The following is an 11,829-nucleotide window of genomic DNA, read 5'->3' as shown; positions in this document are numbered from 1 at the left end:
GCGCCGCCCCTCGGCCTGGCACACAATGGATGCCACAAACACCGTCCCGCCCCCACGCCCCAGGAGCCCCGACGTGGCCTTGCAGATCACCCTCGACCAGGACGCGGCGACCGCCCCCTTCGAGCAGATCCGCGAGCGGATCGCCGAGCTGGCCCGCTCCGGCGCGCTTCCCGTGGGCTACAAGCTGCCCACCGTGCGCGGCTTCGCCGAGGAGCTGGGGCTGGCGGCGAACACCGTCGCCAAGGCGTACCGGGCCCTGGAGGCGGACGGTGTGATCGAGACCCGCGGCCGCCACGGCACCTTCATCGCGGCGGCGGGCGACGCGACCCTGCGCCGGGCCGCCGAGGCCGCCCAGACCTACGCCCAGCGGGCGCGGCGGCTGGGCCTGGACCGCGCGGCCGCCCTCGCCACCGTCGAGGACGCCCTGCGCGCGGTCTACGGCGACTCCGCCTGACATGCTGTCCCCCATGACCAGCGCGCTGCCCAACCCCCTGACCGGCCGTACGACCAGCCGCAAAGCCCTCGTCCGGCGCCCCAGCCCCCGCCTCGCCGACGGGCTCGTCACCCATATCGACCGCACCCCGGTCGACCCCGCGCTGGCACTGCGGCAGTGGGAGGTCTACGTCGTGGCGCTGCGCGCGCACGGCTGGGAGACGGTCGAGCTGCCCGCGCTGGACGACTGCCCGGACGGGGTGTTCGTCGAGGACACCATGGTCGTCCACCGGAACGTCGCGGTGATCGGCCGCCCCGGAGCCGAGTCCCGCAGGCCCGAGACCGCGACCGCCGAGGAGGCCGTGACGGACCTCGGCTGCTCGCTGAACCGGATCCGCGAGCCGGGGACGCTGGACGGCGGAGACGTCCTGAAGATCGGCGACACCCTCTACGTGGGGCGCGGCGGACGCACCAACGGCGACGGCATCCGCCAGCTGCGCGCCGCGCTGGAGCCGCTGGGCGCGCGGGTGGTGGCCGTACCGGTCAGCAAGGTGCTCCACCTGAAGTCGGCGGTCACCGCGCTGCCGGACGGCACCGTCATCGGCTATCCGCCCCTCGTCGACGACCCGGCCGCGTTCCCCCGCTTCCTCCCCGTCCCCGAGGAGTCCGGCGCCCATGTGGTGCTGCTCGGCGGCGGCAAGCTGCTGATGGCGGCGAGCGCGCCGCGCAGCGCCGAGCTGTTCGCCGACCTCGGCTATGAGCCGGTGCCGGTGGACATCAGCGAGTTCGAGAAGATGGAGGGCTGTGTGACCTGCCTGTCCGTACGGCTGCGGGAGCTGTACGGCTGACGTAGGGCGGGGGAGCTGTGCAGCTGACGTAGGGCTGCGGGAGCTGTATGGCTGACGTAGGGCTGGGGGAGCTGTACGGCTGACATAGGGCTGCAAGAGCCGTACGCCTGCGCAGCCGGGCAGCCGCGCAGCCCCCTCGGCGTACGGCGTCTCAGAGGTACAGCCCCGCGTTCGACTCCCCCGACTGCGACGGCACGGCGGGCGGCCGGGTGCCGCGCCGCAGCGCGTACAGCTCCGCGAGCGTCGCCCCGTCCCGCCCGATCACACCTTCCCGGTCGTCGACCTCCCCACCGAGCCAGTCCACCGCCTCCGACCGCGTCAGCTTGCCGACCTCGATCCGGGCCAGGCACCGGCCGGGCCGGACCACCGCCGGATGCAGCCGCTCCAGGTCCTCGTTGGTGGTCACCCCGACCAGCACATTGCGGCCCTGGCCGAGCAGACCGTCCGTCAGGTTCAGCAACCGGGAGAGCGCCTGACCCGCGGTGTGCTTGGCCTCGCCGCGGATCAGCTCGTCGCAGTCCTCCAGGAGCAGCAGCCGCCAGCGCCCCTTGGCCGTGCCGTCGTCCTCGCCGATCGCGATGTCCATCAGATAGCCCACGTCGGTGAACAGCCGCTCCGGGTCCAGGACGCAGTCCACCTGGCACCAGTCCCGCCAGGAGCGGGCCAGGGTGCGCAGCGCCGAGGTCTTGCCGGTGCCGGGCGGGCCGTGCAGCAGCAGGAGGCGGCCGGCGATGTCGTCCGGGGTGACCTTCATCAGCCCGTCCATGGCCTCGGCGACCGGCGCCGTGTAGTTGTCGCGGATCTCCTCCCAGGTCCCGGCCGAGATCTGCCGCGTGGTGCGGTGCGGGCCGCGCCGCGGCGAGACGTACCAGAAGCCCATCGCCACGTTCTCCGGCTGCGGCTCCGGCTCGTCCTCCGCGCCGTCCACGGCCTGGTGCAGCACCTTCTCGGCCAGGTCGTCCTCGACGGCGGTCACGGTCACATCGGCCCCCCGGTTCCACCGGGAGATCAGCAGGGTCCAGCCGTCGCCCTCGGCGAGCGTCGCGCTGCGGTCGTCGTCACGGGCCGCGCGCAGCACGGTCGCGGACGGCGGCAGCAGCGTCGCGCCCGACCTCACCCGGTCGACGGAGTGACTGCGGGCGTACGGCTGCTCGCCGGTCGCGAAGCGCCCCAGGAAGAGCGCGTCGACGACATCCGACGGCGAATCGCTGTCATCGACGTTCAGCCGGATGGGAAGGGACTTTTCGGCGGGTGTCGTAGGCAGGGTCTGCCTCCTGAGAACGGGGGGCCCGGTGCGTCGGTCAGCGCACCCGCCCCCATGATCCAGGACGGAGGGCGAGGGCGCACCAAGGTTTGTGGCCGTTTACCGAGCTGTTCCACGGAAGCCCACCGGAATGGGGGCGTTCACGGATACTCTCACCCGTTGTGGGGCACTGAGCGCTCCGCTGCAAGTGCCACGATGCGTCGTCGGCCGTCCGCGGCGCCGTGTTCAGCCCTGACGTCGTGTCATGCGTCGCCGCCGCGCGAGGCGGGTGCAGAGCGTCGGCACCAGGATCAGCAGGCTCACGGCCCCCACCGCCGCCACCCCGCCGCGCGCCGACCACATCCGCAGCGCCAGCAGCGCCTCCGCCACCAGCAGATCCAGCGCGAGCGCGCCCGCCACCGCCAGCACCGGGCGGATCAGCGCGTCCAGCCCGCGCAGGGCGCTGCCTATGGCCAGCGCGGGCGCCGCGAGCAGGAAGAACAGCGTGAACGGTGCCCGCAGCGGTGAGTGGACGTCGGCCAGCGCGAGTGCCGCGCCGAGGGCCGCGATGCCGACCGCGGCGCTCACGATCACCGGCAGCGAATCCCCGCCCGCCGGTCTGTTGTCAGTGATGGTATGCATTGGCGACTTTGCCCCCCGAAGCGCCGGATGCCGGGCTTCAATGTCGCGCAGTCGACGGATGCCGTCAAGACGGGGAAAGGGCGCGAACGCGCGCCGTGGCGGGCGGCCGGTTGAGCCCTCATCAGGGCTGGTCGCGCGGTGTGCGCCGGGGCTTTCCGGCGGGGTCTTCGGGCGGTGTGTTCGGGTGTCGCGTGGTGACTCATCCGGATTCCGTCCGACCTATGGACGTATCAGCCACGTATCGAAAGATTTTTGCCAACTACCCGCATAGATCGGCCGGTTGCGCGGGATGACATATCCATGTCACATCGCTGCAATCGATCCCCGCGACGTGACTGACGGTTTCGAACGCGATTGCCCATTTTTCGGGCTATCGCGCCTCACATCGGCACAGCAGTGATCCTGCTAGGGAGATCGAATGAAACTGTCCAGACTCACGGCGACGATGGGTGCGTTCGTCGTCGGTGCCGTCCTCGCCCTCACCGGGGCCGGCGCGGCCCAGGCCAACGAGAACAGCGCGGGCCCCGCCTATGTGGCGCTGGGCGACTCCTACTCATCCGGCGTCGGCGCGGGCAGCTACGACGGCGCCAGCGGCAGCTGTAAGCGCAGCAGCAAGGCGTACCCCGCGCTCTGGGCCGCCTCGCACGCCCCCTCGAGCTTCAACTTCACCGCCTGTTCCGGCGCCAGGACCGGCGATGTGCTGAACAACCAGCTCGGCCCGGTGAACTCCGGCACCGGCCTCGTCTCCATCTCCATCGGCGGCAATGACGCGGGCTTCGCCGACATCATGACCACCTGTGTGCTGCAGTCCGAGTCCACCTGCGTCAACGCGGTCAACAACGCCAAGAACTTCGTCCAGAACACCCTGCCCGGCAAGCTGGACCAGGTCTACAACGCCATCAGCGCCAAGGCCCCTTCCGCGCATGTCGTCGTCCTCGGCTACCCGCGGTTCTACAAGCTGGGCGGCTCCTGCATCGTGGGCCTCAGCGAGACCGAGCGCGCCGCGATCAACAGCGGCGCCGATCTCCTCAACTCCGTCACCGCCAAGCGCGCGGCCGACCACGGCTTCAGCTTCGGCGACGTCACCACGACCTTCACCGGGCATGAGATCTGCTCCGGCAGCGCCTGGCTGAACAGCGTCACCCTCCCCATCGACGAGTCCTACCACCCCACCGCCGCCGGCCAGTCCGGTGGCTACCTCCCGGTCTTCAGCTCAGCCGCCTGACCCGCGCGCGTCACCACTCGCAGGGGAGGAGGCCCCGTCCGCCGGGGCCTCCTCGCGGGTCGTGGCGTCCGTCCGGGCCTTGTCGCCGCCGAACGCGAGCGTCTTCCGGCGTCTTCCGGCCCGGATCGGACACCTCAGCCGAGCGTGGTTGCCGCCCCCCTCAACACCAATCCGCACCCCAGCGCGAGGACGACGGCGGCGGTTCCGACGGGCGAGGCGCGGCGCACCGCCCCCAACAGCCGGTCGATCCGGCCCCCGGACCCCTTGCGCGCCGCCAGCCGTTCCGTGGCCCGCACGCCCAGGCGCACCGCGGCGAACCCGGCCAGCGTGAGCGTCAGCGCCAGCCCGAGCCCGTACGCCACGACCAGCACGAAGCCGAACCACGCCTGGCCCAGCGCGGCCGCGCCGACGAGCACGATGACGGCGGAGGGACTGGGCACCATGCCCCCGGCGAACCCGAGCAGCAGCGTGCCGCGCAGGGTGGGGCGCACCTCGTGGGTGTGGGTGTGACCGTCGCCGTGGTCGTGGGTGTGCGTATGGGCGTTCGCGTGGTCGTGGGTGTGCGGGTGCGCGTGGCCGTGTGCGTGATCGTGGTCAGGTGCGTGGCCGTGATCGTGGCTGTGGTCATGGCCGTGTTCATGGCCGTGGTGATGGGCGTGCACGTGCCGACGGCGGCGCAGCGCCTTGCGGAGCAGTCCCGCCCCGGCCACCGCCACCAGCACACCGCTCGCGATGCCCAGCCACGAGATCACCGAGGGGGCGGCCGCCGAACCCGCCGTGACCAGCAGCCCCAGCGCGAACACACCCAAGGTGTGGGTGACCGTCACCGACGCGCCCAGCGCCAGTACGTCGCGCAGCGCGCTGCGCCCGCCCGCCGCGGCGGCCGCCGCCATCATCGTCTTGCCGTGGCCGGGGGCCAGGGCGTGCATCGCGCCCAGCAGAACGGCGGTGGCGAAGGCCGTGAGGGCGAAGCCGAAGGTGATGTCGTGGCGCGCCACCATCGAGGTGAGCGCCTGCGTCCACCGGTCCACCCCGCGCGGCAGCACCGACGAGCCCACCGCGTCGTCCCGGTCGGACTCCGCCGCGCTCGCGAGCGCGGGGCCGCCCGCCTCGACCTTCAGCGCGGCCGACCGCTGGTCGGACGGCGAGGAGAGCTGCCCCGCCGGGTAGCGGACCAGCCGGTGGGAGGCGGAGGTCTTGGGGACGTTGGCATCGGTGAGCGTCATACGGTCGCCCTGCGCCGTCACCTCCCGCCAGCCGGGGCCCGTACCGATGTCGCGCGGGCGATAGGCGACCGTGGCCCGTTCGCCGTGGCCCAGCGCGGCCGTGAGGCGGCACTCGACCCGCAGCGTCGGCAGCCCGGCCTGGCCGGGGCGCTGACGGGCCTGGGCACGCCCGGCGCGTACGGGCACCTCGCGCCCGTCGACCGTCAGCCGCGCCCCCTCCGCCGCGCTCGCGCACCGCCGCGCCGCCCACGCCCCCAACTCCCGCCCGGACAGCGCGTCGTCGCCGTCGCGGTCGATCTCCGGCTTCGCCTGGGCGGCGGGGATCTCGGCGAGGTCCTCGACATGGTCGACCCGCAGCGTCCCCGGGGTGACCACGAGCCCGTCGTAACGGTTGACGGTGAAGTTCCCCAGCGGATGCGCCTCGGCACTCCCGACAGGCAACACCACCATCCCAACGGCCCCCACCAGCACCCCAACGCACGCCCACCGCCATCGGGCGCGCCGCCCGGGGTTCGCGGTTTCGCTGGTGCGCTTTCGGGGGCGGGGGGCTGAGGGCCGGCCCTCGGTTTGCGAAGCGGCCGCGAGCCGCCAACGGGCGCGTCGCCCAGGGCCCTGGGTTTCGTCGGCGCGGCTTCGGGGGCGGAGCGCCGGGCGGGAGGCCGGGGGCCGGTCTCCGGTTGGGGAAGGGGCCGCGAGCCGCCATCGGGTCCGCGGCCCAGGGCTCTGGGTTCCGTCGGTGGGGCTGTGGGGGCGGAGCCCCAGGCGGGAGGCCAGGTGGCGGATCCGGGGCTTGGCTCCGGTTCGGGGAGGGGCGGGGCGGGGGGGCGTCATCGGGCGGCCTCCAGTTCCTTCAGCGCCGCCTTCGCCGCCCGCGCGCCCGTGGGGGAGAAGCCCGGGTTGAGGTCGAGCGCGGCCTTCAGATGGCGGCGCGCCGGTCCGTCGTCGCCGAGGGACTTCTCGATGACGCCCCGGTGGTAGAGGAACGCCGCGTTGCGGTAGCCCGGTCCGGCGGCGCGCTCGGCGTACTCCAGGGCCTCCTCGTCCTTGCCGTTGCGGTGCAGGGCCCAGGCCAGCGCGTCGGCGGTGTGGACGGTCCGCCGCCGGTCCCATTCGGCGCGGGCCGCCTTCAGCGCCTCCTTCACATCGCCGTGGTCGGCCGCGACCAGCGCGCTGTCCAGGTCGGTCGCCACGCCGTTGGCCCGTGCGAGCGCGATCCAGGTGTCGACCACCGCGTACTGCCCACGCGCCTTGGAGCGGTCGCCCCGCGCCTCGTACGCCTCGCCCAGCGCCGCGAGCTCGGCGGGCAGCGGATAGCGCCGTACGACCGCCTCCAGATCGCGGATCCCCGCCTTCTGGCGGCCTTCCGCGACCGATGTGCGGCCCTGCCCCTCCAGCGCCGGGAGATAGCCGGGGACGGCGCGCAACGCGGTGTCGTACGCGCGCCGCGCGGTGTCGTACTCGCCCTGGTTCCAGGCCAGTTGGCCGAGCGCCGTCGAGACGTAGGCGATATCGCTGGGCGAGGTGGCGGAGTCCTGGGCGCGCAGCAGCACCCGGCGCGCCCCGGCCGGGTCGCCGCGCAGTTCGAGGACGTAGGCGAGGCGGGTGAAGACGGGGATGCCGGGGCGCAGGGCGTCGGCCTTCTTGGCGGCCGTGTACGCGTCCTCGTAGCGGCCCAGTTCGACGAGGGCGTCCACCCGCACGGCCAGCGCCCCCTGGCTGTAGGAGTTCACCTTCAGGGCCTTGTCGGCGTCGCGCAGCGCGCCCCGGAAGTCATGGCGGGCGGCCGCGAGCGAGGCGCGCCCGGCGAGCGCCACGTCGTTGTCGCGCGGCTGGAGGGACAGGGACCGGGCGAACGCCTTGTCCGCCTGCGGATAGCGGGTGGGGTCGCCGCTGGTCCTGGCCTGTTCGACATAGGCCGAGCCGAGACCGGCCCAGCTCTCCGCGTCCTTCGGCTCACCGCGCAGATGGGTCTGCATCGCGTCGATCTGCCGGGCGAGGCCGTCGCCGCTGAGCTGCTCGTACCGCGCGGCGGCCGGGTGCACCGCGCGGGCGGCGTCCTGGCCACCGCCGGAGCCGCCCGGCCCGTCCGAGGCGTCGATCACGATCGAGGCGGCGGTCAGCCCGGCCGCGAGCGCGAACACCACGGCCGCGGTCCGGGCCGTAGGGGTGAGGAATGGCCGAAGAGCCATGGTGACAGCTGCCTTTCGAGATGAGCGCGAACCCAGCGGAACGGGACGGACGAACGGATGAGGAGGAGCCTGGGCGCGGCCGCCGCGCGGGTTTCGGCGGGGCCGCGCCCGGTGGTACGGGCCCGATGGCACTCGTGGTTCAGTGCCGGCGCACGCGCGGACCCCGCCGGCGCGACCGCATCCAGAGGAATCCGAGACCCAGCAGCAACACGGCCCCGCCACCGGCCGCCGCGGACCCGGCCAGCATCATGTTGTCGTCGGAGGAGGAACCGACGCCCGAGCCGCCGTTCAGCAGCGACTGCCCGGCGCTCTTCGAGACGGCCTTGGCGTCCGAACCGGAGCTGGGCAGCGCCAGATACGGGAAGGAGCCGCCGAACTTCTGGTCGTTCTCGTCCACCGCGTCGCCCAGGTCGTTCTTCTTGCCGAGCAGCTCGCCCTCCATGGCCTGGAGCGCGATGTCCAGGACGTCGTCGGAGAGCCTGCGGCCGTTGGGGAAGCCCGCGTTGTCACCGTCCAGGACGCCCAGCCGCTTGGGGCTGCCGCTGGGTTCGATGGAGGTGTTGAGCCGCAGTTCCTCGGCGGGGCGGACGTTCGGCGGCTGGTTGAGCTTGGGCACACCGGTGAGGAACGCCTGCACCAGGTCGTCGCGCGGGGTGTCCGGCGCCTTGATCTTGTAGATCTGCTCGATCAGCTTGGGGAGTTCGGGGTCCTGGACGAACTTCAGGAACTGCCCGTCGTCCCACGGCGCCGAGGCGTTGAACTTGTCCTTGTCCTTGCGCGGGATGACCACCTCGTTGACCAGCGGGCTGCCGAGCCGGGAGACCTGGGTCCAGTCGCCGTCGGCGGTCTGGCGGTGGGTGGTGGCCCAGACGCCGATCACCGGCTGGTCCTTGGACTCGGTCAGCGCCGACGTCGGCACCTGGAGGGCCATCGACTGGACGTTGTAGCCCTTGAGGGTGTCGTTTCCGACCTCGGACATGTCGCCGCCGTACAGCAGGTCGAAGACGCGCAGATCGAGGAAGAACGGGTCGTCGGCCTGACCGGCGAAGGCGGTCGAGCCCCCGCTGTAGCCGATCTTGCGCACTGACTGGTCGCGGAGCTTGGAGTAGTCGGGCATGGACGCCTTGCCGACGTTCGACGGCGCGACCGGCAGATCGCTGCCCAGCTTGGCGCGGGCGACGGCCTTCTGGTTCTTCAGCTTGATGACTTCGAGGTCGTATGTCTGGGTGAAGTTGAGGGTGGCGTCCTCGATCGAGTTCACCGGCCCGGTGTTGTAGAGGAACGTGTCGCCGTTCTTGAGGTGGTCCTTGAAGGTCCACCGGAAGAGCAGATCGCCCTGGCCGTCGCCGTCGTTGTCGACGTGCAGGTCGTAGCGGGCGTCATGGGCGAACTTGTAGAAGTTGGGGCCGCCCGCGGGATCCTGGAACGGCAGCACATTGACGACCATCGTGGTCGTGTCCGGCTTGTCCGGGCTGACGAACGCGTAGACGTCCGTGGCGTCGTACTGCGGCTGACCGGAGATCAGCGGCGCCTCGCGGTGGCTCGAGGCCTGCGCCGTCCCGGGCTGCAGTACGGCCACTCCGGCGGCCGTGAGCCCGCCGGCGGCCAGTGCGCAGCTGACCAGCGCGGCCAAGCTCTTGGTGATTGCGGTCATCCTGTAGGTCCTTCGCACGCTTGTTGGAAGCAGTCCTTCATGCGGCTATTCGGACCCGGCGAACGGATGGATTGGTCGGCCCGGGAATTTGTTTGCGCGTGATAGGTATCGTCAACACCCTTGACTCGGTGGTGAATCCGGAACCTGGGATGCGTGGGTGACGGCTCGGGGAGGTAGGGTTACTCTGCCCGGGGCGGGTGCCCTCGTACGGGTGGGGAGTGTCATGGAGCAGATAACGGTAAGGAGCAGGCCGCGAGTGCCTGCGATCAACTGCGGAAGCGGTGCGTCCAGTGCGCGCCTCGAGCGCCATCTCGCGGTGATGGGCGGGCCTGCCGTCCCGCAGCGGGAGGCGGAGAGCGCGGCGGTGCTGATGCAGGAGCTGACCGCGCGCGACCACGCGCGCGCGAAGAACAACCGGGGTGCGCGGGTGTCGCTGTTCGCGCCGCTGCGCCGGTTGCGCCGTTCGCTGTTCGGCAACCACGGCTGACCCGGCCGGCCCGTAGGCGTCTTCGTCGTCATCCCGGGCAGGCACGGGGTCAACCGGTTCGCTCCAGCCGGTGAGTCCGTGCTGTGATCCACCCCACGCCGCTGTCGCCGTGGGATGCCGACGAGAGGCCACGACCGGCCGCCATGGCCGCTGTGCGGCCGTGGCCGAGGGGTGCGCCCGGCTCCAGAGGTAGCTCGGCTGCGGAGTCCGCCCGGTCGTGAGGGACGCGGGCTGAGCGCGGGCGGGTCCGGAGAAGGCACGCCCAGGGCAAGCACCCCCACACGCCCAGGGCAGGCGAGCCCACGGAAGACAGGCCCCGAGCGGGCGGGCCCGGAGAAGCCAGGACCAGGCCGGGCAGGCCCGGAGCGGGCGGCAGGCGGGATCAGAGCAGGGCGCTCAGAGCAGCGCGAACTGCCCCTCCGGGCCCTCCTCGTGGTGGTCCAGTACGGACGCCGGGCGCCGGGCCGCGCCGGGCACCGGCAGCACCCCCGCCCCCCGCAGCTCCGCCGCGTCGATCAGCGCGCCGTCCGCCACCCGGTCGGCGAGGGCCCGCAGCTCCGGGCGCAGCTCGGCGAGCAGCGCCAGCACCGTGATCAGCTCCAGCAGCTCCGAGGTCCACGCGGACGGCCAGCCCGCCGGGCCGATCGCCTCCAGCGTGCCCGGCTCCCGCGCGGCGGTGCGCTGCTCGAACCAGGTCTCCAGCACCCGTACCCCGCCCGCCTGGAAGTCCCATGCGCCCTGGGGGACGGGGGAGATACGGCCCTCGCCCAGCAGCAGGGCCTCCTCGTCCGGGTCGTAGTCCAGGGAGTCCGGCAGCCCGCTCGACGGAAGCGCGGCACGGACATAGGGGCGCCGGCCACCCGGCATGCGCGGGCGTTCACCACTGTGCGCCCCGCGCGTATGCAGCCACAGCGCACGGCGGCCCAGCTCCACGCCCGCTTCCCACAGCTCGGGGTCGGCGGTCAGGGGTACGGCGCAGGGCGCGCCGCGCGCCGTGGCGGCGGTCCACGCCAGGAAGTCCTCCGCGGTCACCGGGCGGCCGAGCCGCGTGATGAGGTGGTCCAGCAGCCCGGGCGCGAGATTGGGCTCCTGCCCGCCGGGGCGGCGGTAGAGCGGACGGATCCGGCCGGGGCGGCCCGCGGGGGAGTGGCCGTCCGGCAGCAGCGCGGAGAAGGCGAGCACCGGGTCCGGATCCGGTCCCGCGGCCTCGATGACATGGATCTGCCGGTCGTCCGCCACCCGCCACAGCTCGGGGCGGGCGGCGTCGATCAGCCGGTGATCCGGGATCAGCCACTGCTGGTCGAAGGGCCCGTGCGCGATCCGTACCGGCTCGGGGCACGGCCCGTCCTCGCGCGCCAGCCGGGCGGTGGAGGTGGCCTGGCCGGGCAGCTGCGGTACGGAGCTGTGCACCGTACGGGCGCGGGTCGGCCGGAACAGCGCGGCCCGCGCTGCCTCGTCCTCGGCCCGGGTCAGCCGCTCCCAGCGTGCCCCGAGCGAGGCCGCGTCCGGTGCCATGACCCAGGTCCGGCCGAGCCGCAGCGGCCCCACGGACCACGGCATCAGGTCCCCCAGCGGCGGCGCCTCACGTTCTCCCACGCCCGGCATGGTATCGATGCCGCCCTGTCCTTCCAGGGGGCTGCCCGACGTTCCAGGGGGCTACCCGACGTCGTCGTCCGTCGCCGCTCCGGTGGCTGACCGGCTGGGATCTTTCCCCTCCCCGCCCCTTCCCGACACCTGACGACATGCGGCTCCGCCGCGTGGGGGGCTCCGCCCCTGGACCCCGGACGCCCTTCGGGCGTGTCCTCAAGCTCCCCCAGCTACCGCTGGGAGGTGCCCCCTGACGGGCTGAAATCAGCCCCTCCGGCGTTTGAGGAGCGGGGTCT

10 protein-coding genes are annotated in these 11,829 nt (G+C 72.8%); 4 read left to right on the top strand and 6 right to left on the bottom strand.

The genetic code is table 11. The features are described from left to right. Positions 1–73: 73 nt before the first annotated feature. Complete coding sequence (locus IEJ02_RS14110; RefSeq protein ID WP_191065180.1) at positions 74–454, top strand: GntR family transcriptional regulator; 381 nt, start codon at positions 74–76, stop codon at positions 452–454. A 13-nt stretch (positions 455–467) separates the two neighbouring features. Then, positions 468–1,280 carry a dimethylargininase gene (gene ddaH / locus IEJ02_RS14105; RefSeq protein ID WP_137977319.1) on the top strand — a complete coding sequence of 271 codons (813 nt, stop codon included), beginning with the start codon at positions 468–470 and terminating at the stop codon, positions 1,278–1,280. A gap of 151 nt (positions 1,281–1,431) precedes the next feature. Here ddaH and IEJ02_RS14100 read toward each other — a convergent pair whose 3' ends face one another. Beyond that, positions 1,432–2,544, bottom strand: a complete 1,113-nt coding sequence (locus tag IEJ02_RS14100) for a DUF5925 domain-containing protein (RefSeq protein WP_191065253.1) — start codon at positions 2,542–2,544, stop codon at positions 1,432–1,434. 225 nt (positions 2,545–2,769) lie between these two features. Beyond that, positions 2,770–3,165, bottom strand: coding sequence for a hypothetical protein (locus tag IEJ02_RS14095; protein WP_191065179.1), 396 nt, complete (start codon positions 3,163–3,165; stop codon positions 2,770–2,772). Positions 3,166–3,583: 418 nt separating this feature from the next. Between IEJ02_RS14095 and IEJ02_RS14090 the strand changes: the two genes are divergently transcribed. Continuing rightward, positions 3,584–4,390 carry an SGNH/GDSL hydrolase family protein gene (locus IEJ02_RS14090; RefSeq protein ID WP_191065178.1) on the top strand — a complete coding sequence of 269 codons (807 nt, stop codon included), beginning with the start codon at positions 3,584–3,586 and terminating at the stop codon, positions 4,388–4,390. A gap of 134 nt (positions 4,391–4,524) precedes the next feature. Here IEJ02_RS14090 and IEJ02_RS14085 read toward each other — a convergent pair whose 3' ends face one another. The 3 genes from IEJ02_RS14085 to IEJ02_RS14075 all read right to left on the bottom strand — a co-directional run bounded on the left by IEJ02_RS14085 (position 4,525) and on the right by IEJ02_RS14075 (position 9,459). Next, entirely contained in the window at positions 4,525–6,066 is a 1,542-nt protein-coding gene (locus tag IEJ02_RS14085) for a HoxN/HupN/NixA family nickel/cobalt transporter (RefSeq protein WP_191065177.1), read from the bottom strand. A gap of 377 nt (positions 6,067–6,443) precedes the next feature. Beyond that, on the bottom strand, positions 6,444–7,805 hold the full coding sequence (locus IEJ02_RS14080) for a tetratricopeptide repeat protein (RefSeq protein ID WP_223863783.1): 1,362 nt from the start codon (positions 7,803–7,805) through the stop codon (positions 6,444–6,446). Positions 7,806–7,944: 139 nt separating this feature from the next. Next, positions 7,945–9,459, bottom strand: coding sequence for a DUF4331 domain-containing protein (locus IEJ02_RS14075; RefSeq protein WP_191065176.1), 1,515 nt, complete (start codon positions 9,457–9,459; stop codon positions 7,945–7,947). Between the two features lie 223 nt (positions 9,460–9,682). Between IEJ02_RS14075 and IEJ02_RS14070 the strand changes: the two genes are divergently transcribed. Next, the gene (locus IEJ02_RS14070) at positions 9,683–9,946 is read left to right on the top strand and encodes a hypothetical protein (protein WP_137977314.1); all 264 of its coding nucleotides are present in this window, start codon (positions 9,683–9,685) and stop codon (positions 9,944–9,946) included. Between the two features lie 396 nt (positions 9,947–10,342). Here IEJ02_RS14070 and IEJ02_RS14065 read toward each other — a convergent pair whose 3' ends face one another. Next, positions 10,343–11,551, bottom strand: a complete 1,209-nt coding sequence (locus IEJ02_RS14065) for a type ISP restriction/modification enzyme (protein ID WP_191065175.1) — start codon at positions 11,549–11,551, stop codon at positions 10,343–10,345. Positions 11,552–11,829: the final 278 nt, after the last annotated feature.

This window comes from Streptomyces sp. 5-10 (assembly GCF_014712245.1).
Classification (GTDB): domain Bacteria; phylum Actinomycetota; class Actinomycetes; order Streptomycetales; family Streptomycetaceae; genus Streptomyces; species Streptomyces violaceusniger.
Note: the sequence above shows the minus strand (reverse complement) of the source record. Positions and strands in the feature narration are given on the sequence as shown.